The sequence below is a fragment of the Brucella rhizosphaerae genome, from assembly GCF_002252475.1.
GTDB lineage: Bacteria > Pseudomonadota > Alphaproteobacteria > Rhizobiales > Rhizobiaceae > Brucella > Brucella rhizosphaerae.
This window is the reverse complement of sequence record NZ_NNRK01000017.1, coordinates 278,621-303,460: the sequence shown is the minus strand read 5'-3', so window position 1 is coordinate 303,460 and position 24,840 is coordinate 278,621. Positions and strand designations below refer to the sequence as shown.

The following is a 24,840-nucleotide window of genomic DNA, read 5'->3' as shown; positions in this document are numbered from 1 at the left end:
TTGCCTATCGCTGGGATAACCGCAAAGCAAATGTCAGTATCGAATGGGCCACGGCTAACTTTTAAAACGAGTAGAACTTTTGAATTTGACGTTTGAACCAGCATTTGCAGTCAGCCTTTATCAAACGTCAAATTCGCTCCACTCGCCTGCAGGAGTGCTCGTGCGTAAAAGTCATCCTGATTTTTCACGCCAGGTAGCGTGAAGAAATAACCGCCGCCGATCGGCTTGATATACTCTTCCAGAGGTTCGCCATCGAGGCGCTTCTGAACAGTAATGAAGCCTTTTTCCAGGTCGGCCTGATAAGCGATGAACAGCAGCCCCATATCGAGCTGTCCAGACTTCGTGACCCCATTGGAATAGTTGAATGGCCGCCGCAAAATCAGATGCTGTTCGGCATTGGCATCGCGTGGATTGGCCAGCCGAATATGAGCATCCATTGGGGTAACTTTGCCTTCCGGGTCCTTGGAATAGTCAGGCACATCAGCCTCAGTTTTGCCGTCGAATGGCGCACCGCTATCCTTGTGACGACCGAAGATCGTCTGTTGTTCCTGTAGCGGTGTGCGATCCCAGCGCTCGACAAAATTTCGGATGAGACGAACAACCATGTAGCTGCCTTGGGCCACCCATTCTGGTTCGTCTTTCTCTGGCTGAACCCAGAGGACCCTTTCCATCAAGCCCTTGTCGGCTGCATCCGGGTTGGCCGAGCCATCGCGGAAGCCGAGGAAATTGCGTGCGCTTTCCTTGGCTTTTGGCGAATGCGGCGGCTGCACGGGCACAGAGCCTTCCTGCTTCCAGCGCACCATCAGGAGATCAGGCATGTTCTTCATGATGTCGCGCAGAGCGTGGATATTGGTGTCGGCTGTATTGGAGCAAAACTGAATGACCAGATCGCCGTGACAGAGATCCTTTTGCAACGCGTCGTTGGGGAAACCCGTCATGCGCTGCAATTGCTTTGGCTTAAGGGGCTTCAGCCCAAAGCGATCATCGAAAAGAGAATTGCCAACACCAACAGTGATGGTCAAATTGTCAGGCGTGACTGTAGGCCCCATAATTCCGGAATCAGAAGGTGGAAACTTTGGATCAAGTGCTGGCGGTTCTCCGCCCTTCATGAGAAAGGCTGCTCGTTCAGTCAAAAGCTTGAACATCCGTTCAAGACCAGCCCGGTCCCGTGCCAGCACATCAAATGACGCCACTAAGCCTGCGGCTGGGCGCGGTGTTACGATACCAGGCTGATGCACCCCATAAAACGGCTGATTTTCATGGAGTTTGCCGCTTTCAGGAGCATTCGTCACACTTTCCGTTGAAAGAGTGTTGGCCGATGAAAGCGCACTTGCTGTTTGCGGCGCAAGTACACTTGCAACCCCTGTAGCAACACCCGCTGCACCTGCACCAAGCAAAAGAGCGCGACGCGTAGGAGAAACTGGTTGATCTTTATCAGCACTATCGTTTTTCAAAAATTTTTTGGTCATTAATCCACTCCAAGTTGATCGCGGAGTTTTGAAAACTGGTCGGCGAGAGCAGTCGCGCCGTCCTTGATTTTCGCCTTCTCGTCAGGGGAAAGCGTATTATATGCTTTGTCATTACCCGCTGCGAGCAACGCCTTTACAGCAGTTACTTGCGCGTCAATTCCCTCAAAAGCTTTGGGATCAACCTTGACGACAATCGGACGCAATACATCCGCTGTCTTTGCAGAACCATCAACAAGTCCCGCGAATACCTGCAAATCCGTATGCGCGTAACGATCATCCCCGACGTCGCCAGCGGTTGATGCAAAGCGGTTAAGCGCTGATGACGTACCCGCCAGCATACGATCCGGTGATATCCGCAAGGCACGGATACGATCTTTGAGACCAGCTGCATCCTGTACGAGCTTCGCCGCAACAGGCTGAAGACCATCCAGAGAATTCTGTTCGAACACCCCATATTCTATGCGATGCAAACCACCAAATGCCGGATCCTGTTCCCGCTTTTCAAAGAAATCGGCGCGCGCATTGATAGCCGTGTCGAGATCGGAAAATGCTTCCGAAACCGGAGCAATGCGAGCGTAAGCAGCGCGAGCTGGTGCATAAGCCGCCCGAACAGCGTCGATATTACCGCTAGAAACAGCATCGGAGAGTGTTGCAACGGCTTTCTGGAACTCGGCCACTTCAGTCGCGAGATAGATCTGATACTCAGCCAAAGCACCGAGGAAAGCCGTCAAAGGCAGCTTGCCTTTTTCAGCTTCGCTGCTTGCAGATGGTGTTACGATCAGCTTGCCACGCGGATTGGACAGGAGGCCGCAAGTAATCTGATATTCGCCAGGCGACAGTTTTGCGGAAAGCGTCTGTTTGAAGCCCGGTGCAATATTCTCACGTTCCTCAAGAACCATGACGCCATCAAGGATTTCCCATTCAACAGAACGGTCAGATTTGTTGACAATCTCAAAGACCGTGCGTCCAGCCGGAACTGTTAATTCGTTAGGATCACAGCTCTTTGCATTAACAACGATCTGCACTTTGCCATCACCATCAGCGTGGCGCGATTTATCTGAAACGCGCGATGCATAATAGAATGCAGCACCGGCGCCAAGTACCAGCACGATGGCCAGAACCAAAACCGCACGAACGAGATTACGGGAAAATGGTGCAGTCGGCTTTGGTTTTTGCGGCTTGGCCATGGAAAATCTCTTTGATTAAACGTTGTGCTTGAGCTGACCCTTCTGCGCTGGCGCAGAAGGTGGCATCAGGAAGAGAATGAGCGCGGGTACCAGAAAAGCCAGATAGGCGACGACTTCACTAACCGTTGGCGTGGCGATATAGCCAAAGATGCCGGCCAGAACCGAGCCGAGCGTGCTGTCAAGCGGCAGGATTTCACTGGTGTCGAACACAACCGTCTGGAAATGGTTCCAGATGCCCGCTTCATGGAACGCCATGACAGAGTTCGCGAGAATGCCGGCTGCGATGATCAGAATGAAAACGCCGGTCCAGCGGAAGAAGCGCCGTAAATTGAGTTTCAAGCCGCCACGATAAATGGCGTAACCGACTGCTGCAGCCAATAGCACGCCGAGCAAAGCGCCAAGCGGAGCCGCAGCACCCTCGCTTTGCTGAAAAGCCGCAAGCAGGAAGAAGACCGATTCAAGTCCTTCACGCGCCACAGCGAAGAACACCATCAGAATGAGCCCGAAGCCCTTATGGGTTGGCGTTTCAAAGGCGGCATCAATGGAATGATGAAGCTCTGCCTTTATGGAACGCGCAGCTTTACGCATCCAGAAAACCATCGAAGTCAGCACAAAAACAGCGATGAGACCGATAATCGCCTCAAACAGTTCCTGTGCTTTCTGAGGAAATTCAGCGCTCAATAATTGCAGAATTGCGCCAACCGCGAGCGACATTGCGAGCGCCAGCAGAATACCGATCCAAACAACCGGCATCCAGGCGCTGCGTCCAGTCTGATGGAGATAGCTCGCGATGATGCCAACAATCAGCGCAGCTTCCACGCCTTCGCGAAACATTATGAGAAATGGTACGAGCATTCGAATTCATCCAAAAGACAGAGATAATCAATCCGCCCCTTGATTGACTCTCTTCACAACCGGCACAAGCCTTCGTCAATTGGTCATCTTTCTATATCTACGCGGCTGTCGCTGCAAGCTAAATGAAGTTGACTACGATGGGAATGTTTTAGAATTATTCTAATTATTTCATGATCTTAGGAATCTGCATATTAGTGGACAATCAAACTCTCCCACCTTTGAAACCAACAAAATACATCTTTGTCGAATGCGCCAAAATAAATAGGAGGTGGCCGATTTCGCCCACCACAGTGACAAATGGACATTGATAGAAATCAATCGCAGGCTGTATATGCTTAACCGCTATACTTCTCCGGCAGGCCGGGTTTACCTGCCTCGGAAGGATTGAGCCGTACGTAATCTGCCTTCAGGTCTTCGGATGTTTTGCGGCTCCTGTCATGGCTCCATCCCGGCGGGGCGATCATATATAGAAGACGCTGGCGCAAGGTCAGGCCCGGCGAGAACACGTCCTTCAACATGCCGAACCATTCATGGAAAGCCACGCGCACGGGATTGAACGTGCCGACATTCTTCACAATACCGTAGCGCGGCATGTCTTCCGGCAATTCTTCGACAAATGTACCAAACATCCGATCCCAGATGATGAGAGTGCCAGCATAATTTGCATCCAGATAACGTGGGTTCGTGGCATGGTGCACGCGATGATGCGACGGCGTATTGAAGATATACTCAATGGGCCGGGGTAGCTTGCCGATGGCTTCTGTATGAATCCAGAACTGATAAATCAGATTAAAACCGTAAACAAATGCAATCACCGCTGGATGAAATCCGAGTAGAACCAAGGGTACTTGCAAGACGAACATGCCGGTCATCTGTCCAGTCCACGACTGCCGCAAAGCAGTCGTTAGATTATAATGCTGGCTTGAATGATGATTGACGTGCTCGGCCCATACCCAGCGCACGCGGTGCGCAATACGATGATAGCAATAATAGCGCAGATCGTCGAAAATAAAGGCGACAACGAAAACCCACCAGTGCAGACCTAAGTCGAAGAACCTGAACTGCCATACCCACAGCAATGCAACGACGGAAACGAAACCAAGCAGCAATCCGGCTGCAACATTCCCTGCCCCCATCAGCAGGCTTGTCAGCGCATCTCGCGTTTCGAACTCCCCCTTCCGCTTCCAATAGCGGATCGCAACCAGCTCGATTAGAATCCCGAGTACATAAAGCGGAATTGCGACGCGAGTCACATCTAAGAATACCGGATTGTTATCCATGCGGCTTCCCCTCCCAGGATGGAACCGATAGCCAATTTGTCACTTTCTTCCGATCAGCGGCATCACTGAAAACCAACCTGGCCTTGGGCCATGTGAAGTCTTTCATGTGCAATACCAGTTCAGCATTGCCCTTCTCCTCAACGGCAACAATGTCTGATGCAGCCATGCAGCGCGTCAAAAAGCGATCTCCAACGCTATGAACCAGTCCTGTTCCCAATCCTTTTAGCGGAAAAAATGCAGCGCTATGATCGTCAGTGTAGCAAATCTCTCCAATTTCGATTTCAGGATAATCAAGATGAAAGCGCGCTTTGACCATTTGATCGTCTGCAAGAATGCTGCGCTTTGTTCCTCCACCCAAAAAATGAATTGCCAGAACGCCGAATCCTATTCCGGCGATAACCATAAGTAGAAGCAGCCGCAAATCCATGAACTCTCCCATTCGCAGCGACGCCAGACAATTCCCGATTATATCCTAGACATCAGGCCGTGCGAATACACCCGCAAAACTTTGGGGCTTGATTGCAGAGTCGCCGTCGCATCAGCTTTACAACAGGAGATTGTTTCGATTTGGAGCACCCTGAGCCAGCATAAGAGCTCAAAAATTGACCAATCAACAATCTGAATTTGTTAAAACCACGAAAAGTTTCAGAATTTTCCGAAATGGTCAAAAATTTCGCGTTTCAGGGGTTGAAGAATGGCGCTAACTGATCCATATGACAGGTACTTACCGCTTGCGCCTCCTCCCATTGCGCGCGGTAAGTGTTCCCCTCTGGAGGTTTGCCCTTGTGGCACCTTCATAACTTAGCCGGACTTTTTAGTCCGGCTCTTTTTTTGCCTAAATTTCAAAGACTTCGGTGAAAAATAAAAAGCGCTGCGTTACCGCAGCGCTCTTAAAATAACACGAATACTCATTCCGAAAATTGGCATCGGAGCACAGTGTTTTCAGCGCCAGACTCGCTTGAAAAACCAGTATCCGGAACTTCGTCGACGAACAAAATCCCCCGGCGAAACCAAGAAATTTTATTACGGTCGGAGCAATAGAGTACCGCTCCGACCTGTCACTTTACAAAGTGTTAAAATACCACCTGCCAGTGATATCAGCCGTAGGCTGCAACCGGTGGGCAGGAGCAGATAAGGTTTCTGTCACCACCCACATTATCGACGCGGCTGACAGGCGGCCAATATTTTGCCGTCGTGTCAAAATCGCCACCGAGAGCGATTGCCGGAAACACAGCTTCCTCACGCGTATATGGGTGAGTCCATTCTGTTGCCAGCGTATCGCCTGCCGTATGTGGTGCGTTGGTCAACGGATTATCATCCTTTGGCCAGACACCGTCAGCAACCTTTTTGGCCTCGCCTGCAATGGCGATCATCGCATCGCAAAGACGATCGATTTCCAACTTGGGCTCAGACTCTGTCGGCTCGATCATCAGCGTTCCGGCAACCGGCCAAGACATAGTCGGGGCATGGAAACCGTAATCGATGAGGCGCTTAGCGACATCTTCTACGGTGATGCCTGCACTGTCTTTAAGAACACGCGTATCCACGATGCACTCATGTGCCACGCGGTCATGCGCACCGGTGTAAAGGATCGGATATGCATCCTTCAGGCGATGCGCGATGTAGTTGGCGTTGAGGATTGCAGCCTCGGTTGCCTTCTTGAGACCTGCACCACCCATCATGCGGATGTACATCCACGTGATGACCAGAATGGATGCACTGCCAAACGGTGCAGCCGAAACAGCATGTTCGGAACCCAGATCCACGTGACCCGGAAGATAAGGCACCAGGTGCTTAGCTACACCAATAGGACCAACACCCGGACCACCACCGCCATGCGGAATGCAAAAGGTCTTGTGCAGGTTCATATGGCAGACATCGGCACCGATATCGCAAGGACGCCCCAGACCAACCAATGCATTGAGGTTCGCGCCATCAAAATAGACCTGACCGCCATTGTCATGGACGATTTCACAGAAAGCCTTGATGCCTTCTTCAAATACGCCATAGGTGGACGGATAGGTGATCATGAACGCGGCAAGATTATCGCGATGTTTTTCAGCCTTGGCTTTCAGATCATCCATATCGATATCGCCGTCAGGACGGCAATTGACCACGACAACGCTCATACCAGCCATCGAAGCACTGGCTGGATTGGTGCCATGGGCTGATGATGGAATAAGGCAGATATTGCGATGCCCTTCGCCACGCGACTGGTGATAGTGGCGGATTGCGAGAAGACCCGCATATTCGCCCTGGCTACCCGCATTTGGCTGTAGCGAAACGCCAGCAAAGCCGGTGATTTCGCAAAGCCATGCTTCGACATCAGACGTCATCTTGGCATAGCCAGTCGTCTGCGCCTCTGGTGCAAATGGATGCAGATTAGCAACCGTATTCCAGCTGACCGGCATCATTTCTGCTGCAGCATTGAGCTTCATCGTGCACGAGCCAAGCGGGATCATCGCACGGTCAAGCGCCAGATCCTTGTCAGCCAGACGACGCAGGAAGCGCATCATTTCGGTCTCGGAACGGTGCGAATGGAAAACTTCCTGTGTCAGGAAGCCTTGATCGCGTCCATTACCCGGAACGAGCAATTCGTCGTTACCTACTGACTTAGCACCAAACAGCACGGCAAGCGCTGCAACATCATCTTCGGTCGAGGTTTCGTCAAAAGTTACGCCAACTGTATCTGCATCGATGATACGGACCAGACGACCGCCCTTGTCGGCTTCGTCGGCGAGGTTTTGAGCTTTGCCGGCAACCCTGATCGCAACTGTATCGAACAGGCTGTCACCTGCAATCTCGATACCAGCAGCCTTAAGGCCGGCAGCAAAGCGCGAGGCAAGACCAGCCACACGCGTTGCAATTGCCTGCAAGCCTGACGGGCCATGCCAGATAGCAAAGGATGCAGCCATATTAGCAAGCAGTGCCTGTGCGGTGCAGATGTTCGAAGTCGCCTTGTCACGACGGATATGCTGCTCACGCGTCTGAAGCGCCAGACGATAGGCGGCGCGGCCATGTGCATCAACCGACTGACCAACAATACGACCGGGAATGATGCGGGTCAGTGGCTCGGACACTGCCAGATAAGCAGCATGTGGACCACCAAAGCCCATTGGCACGCCATAGCGCTGCATTGAGCCGACAGCCATGTCCGCGCCCCACTTGGCAGGCGCTTCCAAAATGGTCAGCGCCAGCGGATCAGCAACAGCGATCACCAGAGCGCCCTTTGCCTTCGCATCCGCAATCACGGCGGTAAAGTCGCCATAAATGCCACGCGTATCCGGCCAAGGCACAACGACAGCAGCTGTGTTGTCGTCAACCGTGCTTCCGGCTTCAACCTGCCAGCCAAGCGGCTCGGCACGGGTGTTGATCACATCAACAGTCTGTGGATGCAAATCGCCTGCAAGCAGAACGCGCTCACGCTTGTCGCGATGATGACGAACGGCAACGCCAACAGCTTCAGCCACGGCAGTTGCTTCATCCAGCAGTGATGCACAGGCCACCGGAAGACCGGAAAGCTCAGCAACAAGTGTCTGGAAATGGAACAGCAGCTCCAGACGGCCCTGACTGATTTCCGACTGGTACGGCGTATAGGCCGTGTACCATGCCGGATTTTCAAACAGGTTGCGCTGGATCACAGGGGGGGTATGGACACCATGATAACCCGCACCGATGAAGCTCTTCTTCACCACATTGCGACCCATGATCTCATTGAGTTCCGCGAGAGCTTCGGATTCACTCAGCGGAGCTGGCAGGTCAAGCGCGCGGTTAAGCCGGATTGATGCCGGAACAGCCTGCGTGATCAGCGTTTCCATGGAAGGAAGACCGAGCGCTGCAAGCATTGCGCGCTCGTCTTCCACACGTGGCCCGATATGACGGGCGACAAAAGGAAGAACCTGTTGCGTCATAATTTTATCCTACCAGTGCTTCGTAGCCGGCTTTATCGAGAAGACCCGAAAGCTGGCCTTCGTCCGACAGCTTCAGTTTGAACAGCCAGCCAGCGGCTTCTGCGGCCTGATTGATGAGAGCTGGATCACTCGCCACTGCATCGTTGACTTCTACGACTTCGCCATCGACAGGCGCATAGACGTCGGAAGCAGCCTTGACGGACTCTACAACGACGATGCCTTCGCCTTTGGAAACAGTGCGACCGACTTCCGGCAGATCAACGAATACGAGGTCGCCGAGCTGTTCCTGTGCGTGGATCGTAATGCCGACAGTGGCAACGCCAGCTTCGACGCTGATCCACTCATGATCTTCGGTGAACAGGATATTGGCCATGGAAATCATCCTTTGCGATAGCGATGGGGTGTGAAGGGAAGTGCTGAGACATCGACGGGAACCTTGTTACCGCGTACCTCAGCGAAAATGCGGGTGCCGGGCTTTGCGAGGCTAAGCTCGACAAAGCCCATGGCGACCGGGAAACCGGCGGACGGACCAAAACCGCCCGAAGTGACAGTGCCGACCTGACGGCCGCTCTCGTCAAAAAGATCAACACCTGCGCGCACTGGCTGGCGGCCTTCTGCCTTAAGGCCAACGCGCTTTGCGTCCACGCCCTGCTCAAGTCTTGCGAGCACAGCTGGTGCACCGTTGAAGACTGCTTTCTCACGCACTGGCTTGGAGATAGCCCAGGTGAGGCCAGCGGAAACCGGATCTGTCTCCGGCGTAATGTCCTGACCATGCAGGCAAAGTCCTGCTTCAAGGCGTAAGCTGTCGCGAGCTGCAAGACCAATCCACTCAACGCGTTCATCAGCCAGAAGCTTCTTCACCAGCTCGCGCGCTTCGTCGGCAGGCAGACCGACTTCAAAGCCGTCTTCGCCGGTATAGCCAGAGCGGGTCATGAACCAGCCAGCTTTTGGCTCAAAACCGTTCATGAAAGAGAGATCGGAACCGGCAAGTCCCAAATCCTTAATGACATCTTCAGCTTCCGGCCCCTGAATGGCGATAAACACACGGTCAAGCGGATTGACCTTTACGTCCTTGCCAGCGGCTTCTTCCTGAAGATGCTCAATATCGGCTTCCGCATTGCCTGCATTGGCAACAACCATGAAACGATCATCACCAAGGCGCGTGACGATCAGATCATCAAGGATGCCGCCTTTTTCATTGAGGAAGAACGTATATTTTGACTGACCAGTACCCAAGACCGACGGATCAAGGGGGCACGCCTGTGCGAGAAGCTCTACGGCGTCGGGGCCGGATACTTCGATCAGCTTCATATGAGAAATGTCGAAGAGACCAACATGCGCACGGGTATGAAGGTGCTCCTTCATCACGCCGAGCGGATAAGTGATCGGCATATTCCATCCGGCAAAGCCGCCAAAGCGAGCGCCAGCTTCTTCATGCAGATCATGTAAAGGCAGAGTATTCAAAAATTCGGTATCGCCCATAACAACTCCAGAGTCGCACGTATGCCTCCGCGAAATGCGGTTGCTTCGTGCCCCTCTGTCTCAGGCCTGAGAGACTCGCATGGCTATATAAAGAGCCATACTTACACCTTCGGCGCGGAGTTTCCTCCGACTTTCCAGAGTTGCCTTACCCGTCTGCGGTTCCTTGTACCTGAGAGATTTCGGGCGATTTCCCCTTCGGCGGCTTTAAAAGCGCTCTCCCGCAGACAGACAGTACAAGAATGTGATTGCTTAAGAGTCACACGCTTGCACACGACGTATCACCCTTTAAAGCAATACGATTTGGGTGTCATGCGGATTATTGTCTTCAGCCGACAAATTCCCGAACTTTTGCGACAAAATCTTCGCCCAGTCGAGCGTTACGAGGAAACTCTCTATCACGCGACATCAAGATAGTGGATCTCACTGTCCTGTCATGATTCATTAATGATTAGAGCAGCGAAATGCCTTGAGTATGGTGATTTGCCTATGTGGATTGGCAATTGTGATCACATAATGACCAAGCTGCGCAAAAGACGTGCAATCGACAGGCTAAATTGCACAGCAGCTATGCAAATCTGTCTCTGCAACTTTCAGAGCAACCCACCTATATGCTGTTGGCAACAAAGAGATTTGATTTTTTGACTAGGTGAGAGAAATGAACCTGATCCGCTCGTACAACAACTGGCGCCGTTACCGTAATACAGTAAACGAACTGAGCCGCCTGAGCCCACGTGAACTGAACGACCTCGGCATCATGCCTTCGGAAATTCCGTTCGTAGCACGCAAGGCTGCTGCTCGCTGATAGCGAATTCCGAAAAGCGTAAAGCGGTTTTAGGACAAGCTGCGTTTATTTCGGAAGGCAAGCGCCAACTACCTGGCTTCGTAAGAAAGCCTTTTTTTGGACCGCGCCCCCACAAACTGTGCGGTCCTCACAGTTTCTCAGATATCGCCGGGGCATCCCTCCTCCCATTAGCCTCGGTGATTATAAAGACCGGAACTCCTCCTCCCAATCCGGTCTTACCCTAAACGACACCCGTCGCCTCCCCTGCGACGGGTGTTGTTTTTTGTGCACTTCATTGCGTTGCTAGTGCCGCCTTTTCCCGCCCAGCACGATCCAAAACGATCGACAACGCGAACACGCCGAGGCCCGCAACAGCCAGGAATGCACCAACAGTTCCGGTCGATGTCCAGCCAAAGCCCCACGCGACAGCAAGTCCGCCGAGCCATGCGCCAATTGCATTTGCGAGATTGAGCGCAGAATGATTGAGCGCTGCGGCCAGTGTCTGTGCGTCTGCAGCCACATCCATCAAACGCGTCTGTAGAGCTGGGACGAGCGCAAAACCACCACCCACGAGCAGAATATTCAAAAACGCTGTGGCCGGATGCTGCATAAGCAATGGAAATAGCAGCATGACCGCCATGTCATAGAGCAACACCATTCCCACCGTCCCCATAACAGAACGGTCGGTTAGTTTTGAGCCAACGACGTTGCCGAGCACCATACCCAAACCGAACGTAGCGAAAACAATTGGCATCCACTTTGCATCGATGTGCGAAACTTCCGTCACCGTGGCAGCAATATAGGTAAAGACAGAAAACAGCCCACCTGTGCCAATGGCGCCGATACCAAGCGTCAGCCAGACCTGCTTGCGGCGAAATGCACCCAGTTCCCGCAAGGGAGATGCGCCTTCATCCGCAGGCTGCTTTGGCACATAAATCATGACCAGCACCATTGTGAGAATGGCGATCAAGCCCACGGCTGCAAACATCGCACGCCAACCAGCTGCTTGTCCCAGCCATGTCGCCAAAGGCGTTCCGCACAATGTGGCAATGGTGAGCCCCATCATAACACGGCCAACGGCTTGCGCCCGCTTGCCAGGCTCTGCCAATGAGGCCGCAACCAACGAGGCCACGCCGAAATAGGCACCATGCGGAAAACCCGCAACAAAACGCATTATGTAAAGACCGGTATAGTCATGCATAAATGCGCTGGCGAGATTGCCGAAAGCAAAAAGCCCCATAAGTAAAAACAACAGTTTGCGACGGTCGAGTTTTGCACCCAGAACGGCCAGCACAGGCGCACCAATCAGAACGCCCAAAGCATAGGAACTGATAAGGTGCCCGGCGCTCGGAATAGTTACATTCAGATCTCGCGCAATATCGGGCAGAAGCGCCATGATCGCGAATTCTCCGGTGCCAATACCGAAGCCGCCGATGGCGAGCGCAAATTCTGCCAACCTTGCAGATGCACGCGGCGATGTTTCTCGCGGCGCAGCGGAGGACTTTAACTGAGACATGAATGAGCCTGAAGGGAGTGGAGGATGTCGGACAACCCTACCATTCCTTTCAGACAAAGGCGATACGCATTGTTGTGATGCGGTATCGTATCAGCGTGCCGCGATGGCCTCGATTTCAACCTTGAATTCTTCCCGCGTAAAGCCGGAAACGATCATCAATGTTGAGGCTGGTGCTGGCTGCGGAAATAACCGGTCACGCACATCCATGTAGGGGCGCATATAAGCGCGATCTGTTACATAGGCGTTGATGCGCACGACATCGGAGAGTGTCATACCGGCATCGCGCAGAATACGACGTATATTTTCAAAGCAGAACTCAGCCTGCGCGCCTGCATCTTCCGGCACAGTGCCATCGGCCGCAATTCCAAGCTGACCGGAACAGAATACCAGATCGGCTCCGGTATTCACTTTCACACCATGACTATAGGCAGCAAAGGGTGCGGCCATATCGGCAGGCAACAGATGTTTTAAAACGGTCATTGTGAATCCTTAAACCTTTGGTGCGGAAGCAAGCAATTCCTTCAGGCGCGCTGCACCTGCTGCAATGTCTTCTTCTGTCGGGTTGATTCCTGCAGCTAAAAGACGCCGAGCAATCATGTGATCCGCTGGACGATTAATTGAGTCGACCGCAACAAGTCTGTCGCCAGCGAAATGGAATACCGAAAAGGCATTATCCTCCAGATTGCCCGACAAAATATGACGATCAGCATCAAATGAAAGACCTGCTGTCTGCAACTTCATGTCACCCTGATCAGACCAGAACCATGCGACATCGCGAAACGGAGTCCCTCGACCAACAATCGAACGCGCAACATGCTTGGCCTGATCAGTGGCGTTCTGAACCGATTCCAAACGCACGCGGCGTCCGGCATGGAAGTGATCGTAGCTGACGCAATCCCCAATCGCATAAACATGTTCGACGGATGTGCGCAAATGCTCATCAACCACGATACCATTATCGATCGAAAGTCCGGCTTGGATTGCCAGTTCAACGTTTGGAACAGCGCCCGTGCCAAGCACCACCATATCCGCAGGATAAACTGTGCCGTCTGCCGCCGTTACGCCTGTCACGCGCCCATTTTTACCCTCGATAGAAGTGACCCCAAGCCCGGTCAGAAGCGTAATATCCGCAGCGCGGCTGCGCGCTTCGACATGTGCAGAAATATGTGTAGCAACAGACCGACCCAGCACGCGCGGAGCAGCCTCGATCAACACTGTTTTCTTGCCGAGCGCTATCGCGCTATGCGCCATTTCAAGCCCGATAAAACCACCGCCGATAATCACGACATTCTGCACATTCGGCATCATTTCTGCCATATGGCGGGCGTCACTCAGTCGACGCAGCGTGACAACACCGTCAAGATCGACGCCGGACACATCTGGAATACGCGCCCTTGCACCCGTTGCAAAAACCAGTTCTGACCAGGCAAGGACGGTGCCCTCGTCAAGGGTGATGGTCTTGTCAGTCAGCGAAACGCCATCCACGTGACGTCCGAAAAGCATCTCAATATTATTGTCGCGATAGGTGTTTTCCGGGCGAAGTACCAGGATGCCGCTTTCGGGAGCTTTCAGATAGGATTTGGATAAAGGCGGCTTGTGATAGGGAATGTCCTGCTCATCGTTGATAAGCACGATTTCGCCAACATAGCCTTCCTGCCTCAAGCTGATTGCAGCCTGCGAACCAGCATGACCCGCACCGATAATAATGCATCTGTTGTCCATAGGACCTCCGGAAAATTCCCGCGCATCATAATCATGTGTCGGGCTGTCGCGTGGCTAATTCGTCACGGATTCACACCTTAATTGCACGCATCTTTGAAATTTTAAACATTTAGTTTGACCGATCGGTCAGATTGTTTAGTAAGTTCTGTGCTTCAGCATGCAGCCCATCGCCAGCAGCCAGCCCAAAAGCAAGCCTCAAAGCAAGCAAGGAGCGCCACCTTGAAACGATATTGGTCCGATTATACGAGTGAAGCGTTCTCACGCCTCGATCGTGAGAAACTCGTGGCAGTTCTGCCTGTGGGGGCGATTGAACAGCATGGGCCTCATCTACCGGTCGCTGTCGATGCGGCAATCGTTGATGGTATGGTCAAGGAAACCATCGCGCGTCTGCCTGATGAAAGCCACGCGCTGTTTCTCCCAACTCAGGCCATTGGCAAGAGCAATGAGCATAGCCTCTATCCCGGCACGCTGACCTTCTCTGCTGAAACGATCATCCGTATGTGGTGCGAGATTGGCGATTGTGTAGCCGCGAGCGGCGTGCGCAAGATGGTGCTGCTCAACAGTCACGGTGGCCAGATCAGTGTCATGGATATCGTCGCGAGAGAGCTGCGCATCAAGCACAATATGATGGTGGTCAGTGTCAACTGGTTTGCGCTCGGCATGCCTGAAGGTATCTACAGTGAACACGATCTCAAGCACGGCATTCATGCCGGTGACATGGAGACCTCTGTGATGCTGGAATTGCATCCAGATCTGGTTGATATGTCGAAAGCGCAGGATTTCCGCACACTTACGGAAACTTTAGCAAACGAATACAAGCATCTTTCGCTGAGTGGCGGCGCGAAGCCCGCTTGGCAGATACAGGATATCAATCCGTATGGTGCGGCGGGTGATGCAACACTTGCCACAGCCGAAAAGGGCCGCAAGACCATTGATTTCGCCGCCAAGCGGTTGGTCGAAGTGCTGGATGAAATCGAACGTGCACCACTTTCGTGGCTTGCCAACAAACCTGCGTGGTAAGGAGGATGAGCGTGGTCCCCAACTCGCAAGCTCCATCTTCCCTGATTGATATCAACGGCGTCTACAAGCAGTACGGCACTGGTGTCATGGCAGTGAGCGATATGTCGCTCAGAATCGAACAAGGCCAGTTCGTTAGCTTTCTCGGTCCATCGGGCTGCGGCAAGAGCACGGCTCTGCGCATGATCGCGGGCCTGGAATCCATTTCCGCAGGCGACATCCATGTCAACGGCCACGCACCGGGCAAAGGCCCGGCTGGCGCACAGGATATTGGTTTCGTGTTTCAGGAACCAACCCTGATGCCGTGGGCTAGTGTTTTCGACAATGTCTATCTCCCGCTTCGTCTTTCCGGCCTTTCGCGCAAGGAAGCCACGCCCCGCGTGGAAGAAGTGCTGACGCAAGTCGGCCTATCCCGCTTTGCAAATGCTTATCCGCGCGAGCTTTCCGGCGGCATGAAGATGCGTGTGTCTATAGCCCGTGCACTGGTCACGCGTCCTCGTCTTTTGCTTATGGATGAGCCTTTTGCGGCATTGGATGAAATGACCCGCTTCAAGCTCAACAATGACGTGTTGCGGCTGTGGCAAGAACATGGACTGACGGTGATCTTCGTCACGCACAGCGTTTACGAGTCTGTGTATCTGTCCAATCGCGTTATTGTCATGGCAGCACGTCCTGGACGGGTGGTTGCCGATATCGCTATTGAGGGCAGCTATCCCCGCGCGGAAAACTATCGCACCACAGAGCCTTATGCCAAATATTGTGCCGAAGTTTCTGATGCACTGACGGCGACGCTTTCGTCTCAAGATATAGACCATTGAGGGCGCGAAAATGAACCAGATGCAAACCGAACTGCCGGTCCTTAATTCAGAACAACATCGCCTCGCCCGCCGAGATCGCAATTTGCGCATCATCATGCCGACGCTTGCAATCATCATCGCGCTTGGCATCTGGGAGGGGCTTGTACGCTTCTATGAGGTGCCACACTATCTCATCCCTGCGCCGTCGCTCATCGCCGAGACACTGGTGAAAGACGGACCGTCGCTGATGACGTCTATGTGGTTCACGGTCAAACTTACGCTGATTTCGCTGCTCTGCGCTATCGTTGGCGGCGTTCTGCTTGGTATGATCTTCGCCCTGTCTCGTCCGATTGAAATGGCATTCTTCCCGTTCGCGGTCATTCTTCAGGTCACGCCTGTCATTGCTATCGCACCGCTGATCCTGATCTATGTGCGGGATACGTTTTCGGCGCTGCTGATCTGCGCATGGATCGTCGCCTTTTTTCCGATCCTGTCGAACACAGTCATAGGTCTGCGCAGTGCCGATCATAATCTGCGCGATTTGTTCAAGCTCTATCGGGCATCACCTTGGCAGCGTCTGCGCTACCTGCTTGCGCCAAGTGCATTGCCTTACTTTATGGCCGCTCTCAAGATCGCCGGTGGGCTGTCGCTGATCGGCGCAGTCGTAGCTGAATTCGTTGCAGGCAGTGCTGGTCAAAGCACAGGCCTTGCCTCGCGTATTCTGGAATCGAGCTTCCGCAACGAAATTCCGCGTATGTTTGCCGCACTGTTTCTCGTTTCACTGCTCGGCATTGTGATCTTCCTCATCACAAGCTGGCTGTCGCGCCTTGTCCTTGGACGCTGGCATGAAAGTGAGATCCGACGTGAGCGATAAGACTGGGAGCACTGAGTTTCTGAAAGGCGTGGCCATAGCTGGCCTCAGCGGTCATTACGACATCGGCATTGATGCTGGTCGCATTGCATCGCTTACGCCTTCACAGGCGACAGGAGGCGGCTTCGCAACTCCGCTGCTCGCCGATGCACATGTGCATCTCGACAAGACTTTCACTATCGAGCGTATCGCTCAAAAGGGACGCGCCAAGGTCGAATGTCTCTTTGATGCTATTGACCTGATGAATGTCGATCGCGAGCATTGGAACGCCGACGATATTCGGGTACGTGCCACGCAAGGACTTGAAGCAGCCTTTGCGCAAGGCGTTGGTGCCATGCGCAGCCATATCGATTGGACAACACCTGAAATGCCAACCGCTTGGCCAGTTCTGAATGAGCTGCGCGACGAGTGGAAAGACCGCATCGATCTGGAACTTGCAGCACTTATCCATGGCGATATCGTGCTTGACGCAGGAGCTGCGATTGCCGAACGAGTGGCAAAAGATAGCGGCGTTCTCGGTGCTTTCTTCTATCGCAATGCCGATCTGGAAGCCAAAATCGAAGCAATGTTTCGTCTGGCAGTTCAACACGGTCTCAAACTCGACTTTCATGTCGATGAAGGGCTTGAACCAGAAGCTGATGGCTTCTCGCTGATCGTGGCTGCAACCAAACGCCACAAAATGAGCGGACGCGTTCTTTGCGGTCATGCCTGTTCGCTTTCACTGCGTTCGCCTGAAGAACTCAGCCGCATTCTTAATGCTGCTGCTGACGCAGGAACTGCCCTTGTTTCGCTACCAACCTCCAATCTCTATCTGCAGGACAGACTTGGCGGAAAATCACCACGCCTGCGTGGTGTTGCCCCGCTCAAAGAAGCACGTCGGGCAGGCATGGAAGCCATGCTTGGCTCAGACAATGTGCGCGACGCTTTCTATCCTTACGGTGATTACGATCCGCTTTCGGTTCTGCGCCTCGCAGCCCCGGTCTGCCACCTCGAGCCGGATGAATGGCTCGACAGCGTTACCACCCTACCCGCCCGCTTCATCGGAAGTGACCGCATTCAGGCGCTCTCAGAGGGCGGGCCTGCGAATTTCATCTGGCATGACGCCACAGACATTAACGACCTCATCAGCCGTCCGCAGGCGCGTCGCGTCATCTGGCGTGATGGAACTATAATTTAATCGGAGAACCCCATGAATTCTGTCGCACCACAGCGCATCTATGACTGGGCAGCATTTCGCGCCGAAATCGAAGGCATCCGCATTTATGACGACCCAAAGCAGGTCGAATTGCGCTCCCGGGATTACTTCTGGTATAGCCCGATCCTGACCGAAGATATCGGTCATTATCTGGGCGATCTCGTTGTTATCCCGAAAGATCAGGATGAAGTGCGCCGCGTCGCAGCGGCTGCAGCGAAGCTTCGCATTCCGATCACCGTTCGCGGTGGCGGCACCGGCAATTATGGCCAATGCGTTCCGCTTGAAGGCGGCGTCATCCTCGATATGACTAAAATCGACCGCATCATCGCAATCGAGCCGGGCAAGGTTCGCGTTGAGGGCGGCGCACGTATTTCGCGCCTTGACGATGCTGTGCGCGAGACGGGTCAGGAATTGCTGATGTATCCATCAACCCGCCGTATTGCCACTATTGGCGGCTTTTTCTCGGGCGGTTCAGGCGGCATTGGTTCACTTCGCCACGGCATGTTGCGCGACGATGGAAATGTTTATTCGGTTAAGGTTCTGACGGTTGAACCCGAGCCTAAAATTATCGAACTGACAGGCCGCGATATCCATAAGGTACAGCATGCCTATGGCACCAATGGCATCATTCTGGAGCTCGAAATTGGCCTGACCAAGGCAACCGAATGGGTACATACTGCCGCATTATTCGATACTTATGAGGCCACACTGAACTTCTGCCTGAAGGCACTTGAAGAAAGTCTCGATTGTTATCTTTTAACGACCGTCGATCGTCGTTTTGCACGTTTCTACACAAAATTCGGCGAGCTGTTCCCATCCGACAAGGATGCAGTTTTTGCGATGATTGCGCCAGAGGAAGTCGCGCGCTTTGAAGCTCTCGCAATCCAATTCGGCGGCAAGGTCTCTTTCTCGATGACGCTCGATGAATTGCACAAGGCCGGCCTTCAGCCTGCTTATGAATGTGGTTGGAACCATACAACCCTTCAGGCACTGAAAGCTGAACCGGGCTGGACCTATCTGCAGGTTGCCTACCCTCGCCCGTTTGATGTGGCGCTGGTCAATCGCCAGATCGAACGCTATAGCGAAACGCAATATATGCATCACGAAATGGCGCGCCTTGAGGGCGAAGTGCAGATTTTCGCACTCCCACTCGTACGCTTTGAGGGACGCGAAGAAATGTATCGCCTCATCGAAGAACTTGAGCAGGTCGATGGTTGCGATATCTATGATCCACATGCCTACACGATTGAAGATGGCGGCATGAAGGAAATCGATAGCGTTCAAATAGAGTTCAAAAAGCAGGCAGATCCTTACGGTCTGCTCAATCCGGGTAAAACCCGCGGCTGGACAGCCGACATGGCCTTAAAAAACTAACAGGGGAACAAAAATGAAAAAGACACTTGTTGCGGCGCTGGCCGCACTCTCGATGGGCTTTTCCGCACAAATGGCCTATGCGCTCGATCAGGTGACGCTCGGCACCAATTGGCTGGCGCAAGCTGGCCACGGCGGCTTCTATCAGGCAGTTGCGGACGGCACTTACGAGAAATACGGTCTTGATGTGAAGATCGAAATGGGTGGGCCACAGGTCAACAACCGTCCAATGCTTGCTGCTGGACGTCTCGACTTTCTGCTGGCCGGCAATCTGCTTCTGTCGTTCAACAATGTCGCCAATGGTGTACCAACCACTGTCATCGCGGCTTTCTATCAGAAAGACCCGCAGGCACTGATGGCGCATGAAGGCGAATATAAGGACTTCAAAGATCTGGCAAATGCGCAGACGATCCTGATTTCCAAGGATGGTCAGTTCTCATTCTGGCCCTGGCTGGTAAAAGATTTCGGCTTCAAGGACGAGCAGCTTCGCCCATATGGCTATAGTCTGGCTCAGTTCCTCAGCGACAAGAAAACCGTTCAGCAGGCCTATGCGACTGCCGAGCCTATCTATGCCGAAAAGGAAGGTGCCAAGGTCACGACCTTCCTGCTCGCCGATCAGGGCTACAGCACCTATGCCAACACCATTGAGACGCGTCAGGATCTGGTCGAAAAGAACCCAGAACTGGTGCAGCGCTTTGTGACGGCCTCCATCGAAGGCTGGACCAACTTCCTCTACGGCGACAACAGCAAGGCTTATGAGCTAATCCTCAAGGATAACGCGGATATGAGCAAGGAAACGCTGGATGCGGAACTTGCACGTCTCAAGGACCTGAAGCTCATCGACAGTGGTGACACGCTGGAAAAAGGCATCGGCGCAATCGACATGAACCGCGTCAAGGCGTTCTACGAGCTTGCCCGCAAATCGGGCATCATCAGTGGCGAAGAACTGGATATGAGCAAGGTTGCGACCGACACTTTCGTGAACAAAGGTGCAGGTCTCGACATCAAGAAGCAACTGGGTCAATAAGCGCCTTAGAGCGTCGCTCTGATTAAAACAGGCAGGCGCTCTAACGTCTTTTATATGAAGCATAATCTCGTCGAGCCTCATCTCCCTTCGGTCAGATTATGCTCGAAACCAAATCGGGAAGCCGCAATGTGGCTTCCCTTCTTATTCTTGGCTGGCAAATAAGATGATTGAAGACGAGAATGACGATACAGAGCTGACCGGACGGGACAAGGTTCTCGACCGCAGGCGGCGCATTCTTGGCGCGATCCGCACGGCCGCTATTGATGAGTTTGCTGAAAAAGGACTGGTGGGCGCATCCACGCAGGGCATCGCGCATCGCGCAGGCCTCACCAAGCCACAACTCCACTACTATATTTCCAGCAAGGAAGAGCTCTACGAAGACATTATTGTCTTCATTCTTGACGAGTGGGAAGAAATTTTTCTGGGCGCCAGCACCGAGCAGGACCCGGCCAAAGTAATCCGGCAATATATTCGCGCTAAACTCGTCTATAGCCAGAAAAACCCCAAGGCCTCACGGTTATTCACGACCGAAATTGCCAATGGCGCGCCGTATCTCCGCCGTCACTGGACAAAACATGTCAGTGCCACGCACAATGCAGTCAAGCTGATCCAGTCCTGGGTGGATGATGGTCGCATCAAGCCGGTCGACCCGCTCCTGTTTCAAATGCATATATGGGCTGTCACACAGCATTATGCAGATTTTGAAACGCAGGTACGTAGCATGATGCAGCTGAGCACGGACGAGCCGCTGGACCTTGATCGCATCGAAAAGGAAGTCTCGACACTGTTTCTGCGCGCATGCGGACTTGAATGAAGGCCTCGTAGAAATAACAGCTTTTCCGTTACAGCCTAAAAATGTCAAATTTGGCACAAGAAAAGCAAGAATGTGGTTGCATCAACAATAAAACGTGCGTTAAAGTTGCCAACACAAGATTTAGTGGGCTCAATGAGTAAGTCCTAATCTTGACAGCATCAGGTCAAGCATCGACCAACCCTTGGCGGGGGGCGATGCATTAAGGAGCAGGTTCTTGGGGAGGAGCCTGCTCCTTTTCATTTTACTCATCATGATAAAAGCAAAAGCCCCGGCATGTACCGGGGCTCTGTTTTATTCAGCAAACTGTGAGCTTGTTTACTCAGCAAGCCATTCTTTGATCCGATCAGGATTGTCGGCAATGTATTTGTCGACGGCCTTCTCGTAAGATGTCTCCTGTGCCTCAAACATTGCTGTTTCCAGCTCGTTGATCGGAATGCTCATCTTGGCAAGGAACGCGGCAGCCTTAGGGTTGTCTTCCGTGAAGCCCTTACGCGCAATCGCGTCGACGTGTTCAGCGCCGCCCAATGCGCCTTCCGGATCAGCAATATAACGCAGCTTATATTTACCGAACATCCAATGCGGACTCCATGACGTGGCAACAAACCAGCCATCGGAACGTGTCGCACGGTCGACGGTCGTCAACATTGCTGCTTCACTGGAAATATTGAGCTTGTAATCCAGCCCATATTTCTTGATCGCTTCGTCCGACAGACGGGTCAAACCTGCACCCGGATCGATGCCCTGAATTTCGCCCTTCAGCTTCTCGCGAACTTCCGGCTTTTTCAGATCTTCAATCGAGCTGATTTCACTTTCAGGAATATAGTCCGGAACGATCCAGCCGAGCTTCGCGCCTTCATATAGAGGGCCGAGGTTTTCGACCTTGTCTTCGACGCGCTTATAATAATCCGCATGAGTTTCTGGCAACCAGGCCATCATCATCGCATCGATGTCGCCACGGCTAACGCCCTGATAAAGCGGTGCAACATCAGTCTGCACCAGCTCAACTTTCTGACCAAGTTTATCCTCGATAAGTTTCGCGGCAAGTTTGGTCACAAACTCTGCGTCAGACCATGGAGCCCAGCCGATTTTGACTGTTTTGCTGTCTTGCGCGAAAGCCGCTCCGGCAGTCATGCTGCCTGCAACCACTGCTGCGAGACCGAATTTTGTTAGCTTTCCTAACATGGCTTCTCCTTTTCAGATTAACTGTCGTTCCCGTTTATTTGAGCGGCCACAGCAAAGATAAATACGCAGTAACCGCTCAATCTATGTGTTTGCGCGCATTATCCAACGCAAAAGGCTCACGCACTTTTGCTGGAAATGCGTTGTATTCATACTTCTTGCTTGCGGAGGGCAGATGAGGACTGCTCACCCGCCGTCTTTTTCATGAAGGACAGCCTTTTGAAGAAGCCCAACAAGCCCCCGGAGTTTCCTTTGCCAAAGCTTTGTGTAATGCGGTCGAGAATGACGGCCAGAATGACCACGGCGAGACCACCCTCAAAGCCCTTGCCTACATCGAGGCGCTGAATACCTGTAAGGACCGTGTTTCCGAGACCACCAGCACCAATCATCGATGCGATAACCACCATCGAAAGCGACAGCATGATTGTTTGGTTCATACCCGCCATGATTGAAGGCATGGCATTGGGAAGCTGTACTTTGTAGAGCAGCTGACGCGATGTGCAGCCGAACGCAAGACCCGCTTCGACAAACTCAGCATCTACCTGACGAATACCGAGGTTGGTCAAACGCACCACGGGTGGCATCGCAAAAATCACCGTTGCAATCGTACCCGGTACGGCACCAAGTCCAAAAAACATCGCTGCCGGAATGAGATACACGAATGCAGGCATCGTCTGCATCAGATCAAGTATCGGGCGTACGATTGAGGCTACCGCATCGCTGCGCGCCATCGCAATTCCAAGCGGAATGCCGATAACTACGGCGATAAATGTGGAAGCCAGCACGAGTGACAGGCTTTCCATTGTGCCATTCCACAGCCCCATGTGAATTATGAGCGCCAGGGCGAGTGTTGTGAAAATCGCAAACTTCCAACCCACACGCCAAAGCGCGAGCAAGGTGAGAATTCCGATACCCACCACAGGCGGAATGGCAAGAAGCGCATCCTGAATTCCGTCAGTGACGAAACCAATTGTGGCGGCGATCATATCCAGCGCTGGAGTAAAGTGGTCGAGAATGTAGTTGACCACCACATCTGCCCATCCGCCAATACTAAAATTCAAATCCATATTTTACCGTCCATTTCAGATCTTGTTGCCTCTGGATTGGACCAATCCTATTAATTGCTGACCTATTAAATGCCGGGCTTTTTGCCCTGCAGGCCTAAGCGTGGTGGAAATCAGCCAGCGCGGCCAAGCGTTTCAAGCAGTGCTGATTTGCTAATAGCCCCGAGATAACGGTTGTTCCGGTCTGTCACCGGCACCGGCCATGGACTTTCAGCAACACGCATCAAAAGCCCGGAGAGTGGCGCGTCAGCCTGTATGGCAGCGGCGCTGTCGAGTTGATCATCACCCGGTTTAAAACTGCCATTGGCGAGAGCATCACGGGTAATGACGCCGCGATAAATCCTGTCAGCGTCAAGCAGGACACCATATGTCTGCCCACTCGCATCAAGGCGCTCAAGGGCCGAGGTCAACTGTGCTGAATCGAACATGATCAATTCGTCATCCCGCGCGACATCCGACGCCCTGAAGACGCGTGAAACATCGACGTTGCGGAAGAATGAACGGACGTAATCATTGGCTGGCGAAGAAACGATTTCGTTTGGCGTTCCAACCTGAACAACCTTGCCGTGCTGCATGATGCAGATACGGTCGCCTATTCGCATCGCCTCATCGAGATCGTGGCTCACGAAAATGATTGTACGACTGTTTTCAGCCTGAAGACGTTTCAGCTCATCCTGCATTTCAGTGCGGATCAAAGGATCAAGCGCTGAAAATGCTTCGTCCATGAGGAGGATTGTCGGCTCACTCGCAAGTGCTCTCGCAAGTCCAACACGTTGCTTCATACCACCCGAAAGCTGGTCTGGCATACTATTGGCGTAAGGTTCGAGCCCCACAGCCGCAAGAGCTTTCAATGCTTTCTCATGGCGTTCAGCTTCACCCATTCCAGCCACTTCAAGGCCAAAAGAGGCATTGTTTAACACCGTACGATTGGGCAGCAGCGCAAAAGACTGGAACACCATGCTCATGTCGCGGCGACGGAGGTCGATCAGCTCGCGCTTCGACATTTTGACAATGTCACGACCATCAACTTCGATGGAACCGGAAGTCGGCTCTATAAGGCGATTGAGCAAGCGCAGCAGTGTGGATTTACCTGAGCCTGAGAGGCCCATGATGACGAATACTTCGCCCTCTTTAATATCGAAGGTCGCGTCATCTACGCCGATTGTGGCACCATGATCGCTATGTATCTGGGCCTTTGATTTACCTGCACGCAATTCCTGCATTGCGCGCTCCGGATCGTCGCCGAAGACTTTAAACACGCTACTTAAGCTTATCTTTGTCTTAGCAGGCGACTTCATACTA

22 protein-coding genes and 1 riboswitch are annotated in these 24,840 nt (G+C 52.9%); of the genes, 8 read left to right on the top strand and 14 right to left on the bottom strand.

Features of this window, described 5'->3' with window-relative positions; translation table 11 throughout:
• Positions 1 to 110: 110 nt before the first annotated feature.
• The 8 genes from efeB to gcvT all read right to left on the bottom strand — a co-directional run bounded on the left by efeB (position 111) and on the right by gcvT (position 10,184).
• Entirely contained in the window at positions 111 to 1,469 is a 1,359-nt protein-coding gene (gene efeB, locus CEV32_RS03530) for an iron uptake transporter deferrochelatase/peroxidase subunit (protein WP_094574211.1), read from the bottom strand.
• Positions 1,469 to 2,656, bottom strand: coding sequence for an iron uptake system protein EfeO (gene efeO / locus CEV32_RS03525; RefSeq protein WP_094574209.1), 1,188 nt, complete (start codon positions 2,654 to 2,656; stop codon positions 1,469 to 1,471). Before efeO ends, efeB begins: the two co-directional genes overlap by 1 nt.
• Before the next feature lie 15 nt (positions 2,657 to 2,671).
• A complete protein-coding gene (gene efeU, locus CEV32_RS03520; RefSeq protein ID WP_094574207.1) occupies positions 2,672 to 3,511 on the bottom strand; it encodes an iron uptake transporter permease EfeU in 840 nt (279 codons plus the stop codon).
• Positions 3,512 to 3,846: 335 nt separating this feature from the next.
• Complete coding sequence (locus CEV32_RS03515; RefSeq protein WP_094574204.1) at positions 3,847 to 4,791, bottom strand: sterol desaturase family protein; 945 nt, start codon at positions 4,789 to 4,791, stop codon at positions 3,847 to 3,849.
• Positions 4,784 to 5,218 carry a hypothetical protein gene (locus CEV32_RS03510; RefSeq protein ID WP_094574202.1) on the bottom strand — a complete coding sequence of 145 codons (435 nt, stop codon included), beginning with the start codon at positions 5,216 to 5,218 and terminating at the stop codon, positions 4,784 to 4,786. Before CEV32_RS03510 ends, CEV32_RS03515 begins: the two co-directional genes overlap by 8 nt.
• A gap of 670 nt (positions 5,219 to 5,888) precedes the next feature.
• On the bottom strand, positions 5,889 to 8,702 hold the full coding sequence (gcvP, locus tag CEV32_RS03505) for an aminomethyl-transferring glycine dehydrogenase (protein ID WP_094574200.1): 2,814 nt from the start codon (positions 8,700 to 8,702) through the stop codon (positions 5,889 to 5,891).
• 4 nt (positions 8,703 to 8,706) lie between these two features.
• On the bottom strand, positions 8,707 to 9,075 hold the full coding sequence (gene gcvH / locus CEV32_RS03500; RefSeq protein WP_094574480.1) for a glycine cleavage system protein GcvH: 369 nt from the start codon (positions 9,073 to 9,075) through the stop codon (positions 8,707 to 8,709).
• A 5-nt stretch (positions 9,076 to 9,080) separates the two neighbouring features.
• Entirely contained in the window at positions 9,081 to 10,184 is a 1,104-nt protein-coding gene (gene gcvT, locus CEV32_RS03495) for a glycine cleavage system aminomethyltransferase GcvT (RefSeq protein ID WP_094574198.1), read from the bottom strand.
• Positions 10,185 to 10,330: 146 nt separating this feature from the next.
• Positions 10,331 to 10,415, bottom strand: a riboswitch (glycine riboswitch).
• A 424-nt stretch (positions 10,416 to 10,839) separates the two neighbouring features.
• Between gcvT and CEV32_RS03490 the strand changes: the two genes are divergently transcribed.
• On the top strand, positions 10,840 to 10,986 hold the full coding sequence (locus CEV32_RS03490) for a DUF1127 domain-containing protein (protein ID WP_084486680.1): 147 nt from the start codon (positions 10,840 to 10,842) through the stop codon (positions 10,984 to 10,986).
• A 271-nt stretch (positions 10,987 to 11,257) separates the two neighbouring features.
• On the opposite strand, the gene CEV32_RS03485 is transcribed toward CEV32_RS03490, so the two are convergent.
• The 3 genes from CEV32_RS03485 to CEV32_RS03475 all read right to left on the bottom strand — a co-directional run bounded on the left by CEV32_RS03485 (position 11,258) and on the right by CEV32_RS03475 (position 14,203).
• Complete coding sequence (locus CEV32_RS03485; RefSeq protein WP_094574196.1) at positions 11,258 to 12,481, bottom strand: MFS transporter; 1,224 nt, start codon at positions 12,479 to 12,481, stop codon at positions 11,258 to 11,260.
• 90 nt (positions 12,482 to 12,571) lie between these two features.
• The gene (locus tag CEV32_RS03480) at positions 12,572 to 12,961 is read right to left on the bottom strand and encodes a RidA family protein (RefSeq protein WP_094574194.1); all 390 of its coding nucleotides are present in this window, start codon (positions 12,959 to 12,961) and stop codon (positions 12,572 to 12,574) included.
• Between the two features lie 9 nt (positions 12,962 to 12,970).
• Positions 12,971 to 14,203 (bottom strand): NAD(P)/FAD-dependent oxidoreductase, encoded by a 1,233-nt coding sequence (locus CEV32_RS03475; protein ID WP_094574192.1) that lies wholly within the window; start codon positions 14,201 to 14,203, stop codon positions 12,971 to 12,973.
• 219 nt (positions 14,204 to 14,422) lie between these two features.
• Between CEV32_RS03475 and CEV32_RS03470 the strand changes: the two genes are divergently transcribed.
• The 7 genes from CEV32_RS03470 (at position 14,423) to CEV32_RS03440 (ending at position 21,295) form a co-directional block, all read left to right on the top strand.
• Entirely contained in the window at positions 14,423 to 15,223 is an 801-nt protein-coding gene (locus CEV32_RS03470; RefSeq protein ID WP_094574190.1) for a creatininase family protein, read from the top strand.
• Positions 15,224 to 15,228: 5 nt separating this feature from the next.
• Complete coding sequence (locus CEV32_RS03465; protein WP_094574188.1) at positions 15,229 to 16,038, top strand: ABC transporter ATP-binding protein; 810 nt, start codon at positions 15,229 to 15,231, stop codon at positions 16,036 to 16,038.
• Between the two features lie 10 nt (positions 16,039 to 16,048).
• Complete coding sequence (locus CEV32_RS03460) at positions 16,049 to 16,891, top strand: ABC transporter permease (RefSeq protein ID WP_208620791.1); 843 nt, start codon at positions 16,049 to 16,051, stop codon at positions 16,889 to 16,891.
• On the top strand, positions 16,863 to 18,065 hold the full coding sequence (locus CEV32_RS03455) for an amidohydrolase family protein (protein ID WP_094574186.1): 1,203 nt from the start codon (positions 16,863 to 16,865) through the stop codon (positions 18,063 to 18,065). The genes CEV32_RS03460 and CEV32_RS03455 overlap by 29 nt, the downstream gene beginning before the upstream one ends.
• A 12-nt stretch (positions 18,066 to 18,077) precedes the next feature.
• Entirely contained in the window at positions 18,078 to 19,457 is a 1,380-nt protein-coding gene (locus CEV32_RS03450) for an FAD-binding oxidoreductase (RefSeq protein WP_094574184.1), read from the top strand.
• Between the two features lie 13 nt (positions 19,458 to 19,470).
• Positions 19,471 to 20,481, top strand: coding sequence for an ABC transporter substrate-binding protein (locus CEV32_RS03445; RefSeq protein WP_094574182.1), 1,011 nt, complete (start codon positions 19,471 to 19,473; stop codon positions 20,479 to 20,481).
• A gap of 163 nt (positions 20,482 to 20,644) precedes the next feature.
• Complete coding sequence (locus tag CEV32_RS03440; RefSeq protein WP_094574180.1) at positions 20,645 to 21,295, top strand: TetR family transcriptional regulator C-terminal domain-containing protein; 651 nt, start codon at positions 20,645 to 20,647, stop codon at positions 21,293 to 21,295.
• 315 nt (positions 21,296 to 21,610) lie between these two features.
• Here CEV32_RS03440 and CEV32_RS03435 read toward each other — a convergent pair whose 3' ends face one another.
• The 3 genes from CEV32_RS03435 to proV all read right to left on the bottom strand — a co-directional run bounded on the left by CEV32_RS03435 (position 21,611) and on the right by proV (position 24,836).
• Positions 21,611 to 22,477: a glycine betaine ABC transporter substrate-binding protein gene (locus tag CEV32_RS03435; RefSeq protein ID WP_094574178.1), complete on the bottom strand. Its 867-nt coding sequence runs from the start codon at positions 22,475 to 22,477 to the stop codon at positions 21,611 to 21,613.
• A gap of 146 nt (positions 22,478 to 22,623) precedes the next feature.
• Positions 22,624 to 23,541, bottom strand: a complete 918-nt coding sequence (locus tag CEV32_RS03430; RefSeq protein ID WP_094574177.1) for an ABC transporter permease — start codon at positions 23,539 to 23,541, stop codon at positions 22,624 to 22,626.
• A 110-nt stretch (positions 23,542 to 23,651) separates the two neighbouring features.
• On the bottom strand, positions 23,652 to 24,836 hold the full coding sequence (gene proV, locus CEV32_RS03425) for a glycine betaine/L-proline ABC transporter ATP-binding protein ProV (protein ID WP_094574175.1): 1,185 nt from the start codon (positions 24,834 to 24,836) through the stop codon (positions 23,652 to 23,654).
• Positions 24,837 to 24,840 lie beyond the last annotated feature (4 nt).

Excerpts from the sequence above, each read along its gene's own strand:
- efeB (WP_094574211.1), bottom strand. The coding sequence starts at position 1,469 with ATGACCAAAAAATTTTTGAAAAACGATAGTGCTGATAAAGATCAACCA.
- efeO (WP_094574209.1), bottom strand. The coding sequence starts at position 2,656 with ATGGCCAAGCCGCAAAAACCAAAGCCGACTGCACCATTTTCCCGTAAT.
- efeU (WP_094574207.1), bottom strand. The coding sequence starts at position 3,511 with ATGCTCGTACCATTTCTCATAATGTTTCGCGAAGGCGTGGAAGCTGCG.
- CEV32_RS03515 (WP_094574204.1), bottom strand. The coding sequence starts at position 4,791 with ATGGATAACAATCCGGTATTCTTAGATGTGACTCGCGTCGCAATTCCG.
- CEV32_RS03510 (WP_094574202.1), bottom strand. The coding sequence starts at position 5,218 with ATGGATTTGCGGCTGCTTCTACTTATGGTTATCGCCGGAATAGGATTC.
- gcvP (WP_094574200.1), bottom strand. The coding sequence starts at position 8,702 with ATGACGCAACAGGTTCTTCCTTTTGTCGCCCGTCATATCGGGCCACGT.
- gcvH (WP_094574480.1), bottom strand. The coding sequence starts at position 9,075 with ATGGCCAATATCCTGTTCACCGAAGATCATGAGTGGATCAGCGTCGAA.
- gcvT (WP_094574198.1), bottom strand. The coding sequence starts at position 10,184 with ATGGGCGATACCGAATTTTTGAATACTCTGCCTTTACATGATCTGCAT.
- CEV32_RS03490 (WP_084486680.1), top strand. The coding sequence starts at position 10,840 with ATGAACCTGATCCGCTCGTACAACAACTGGCGCCGTTACCGTAATACA.
- CEV32_RS03485 (WP_094574196.1), bottom strand. The coding sequence starts at position 12,481 with ATGTCTCAGTTAAAGTCCTCCGCTGCGCCGCGAGAAACATCGCCGCGT.
- CEV32_RS03480 (WP_094574194.1), bottom strand. The coding sequence starts at position 12,961 with ATGACCGTTTTAAAACATCTGTTGCCTGCCGATATGGCCGCACCCTTT.
- CEV32_RS03475 (WP_094574192.1), bottom strand. The coding sequence starts at position 14,203 with ATGGACAACAGATGCATTATTATCGGTGCGGGTCATGCTGGTTCGCAG.
- CEV32_RS03465 (WP_094574188.1), top strand. The coding sequence starts at position 15,229 with ATGAGCGTGGTCCCCAACTCGCAAGCTCCATCTTCCCTGATTGATATC.
- CEV32_RS03460 (WP_208620791.1), top strand. The coding sequence starts at position 16,049 with ATGAACCAGATGCAAACCGAACTGCCGGTCCTTAATTCAGAACAACAT.
- CEV32_RS03455 (WP_094574186.1), top strand. The coding sequence starts at position 16,863 with ATGAAAGTGAGATCCGACGTGAGCGATAAGACTGGGAGCACTGAGTTT.
- CEV32_RS03450 (WP_094574184.1), top strand. The coding sequence starts at position 18,078 with ATGAATTCTGTCGCACCACAGCGCATCTATGACTGGGCAGCATTTCGC.
- CEV32_RS03445 (WP_094574182.1), top strand. The coding sequence starts at position 19,471 with ATGAAAAAGACACTTGTTGCGGCGCTGGCCGCACTCTCGATGGGCTTT.
- CEV32_RS03440 (WP_094574180.1), top strand. The coding sequence starts at position 20,645 with ATGATTGAAGACGAGAATGACGATACAGAGCTGACCGGACGGGACAAG.
- CEV32_RS03435 (WP_094574178.1), bottom strand. The coding sequence starts at position 22,477 with ATGTTAGGAAAGCTAACAAAATTCGGTCTCGCAGCAGTGGTTGCAGGC.
- CEV32_RS03430 (WP_094574177.1), bottom strand. The coding sequence starts at position 23,541 with ATGGATTTGAATTTTAGTATTGGCGGATGGGCAGATGTGGTGGTCAAC.
- proV (WP_094574175.1), bottom strand. The coding sequence starts at position 24,836 with ATGAAGTCGCCTGCTAAGACAAAGATAAGCTTAAGTAGCGTGTTTAAA.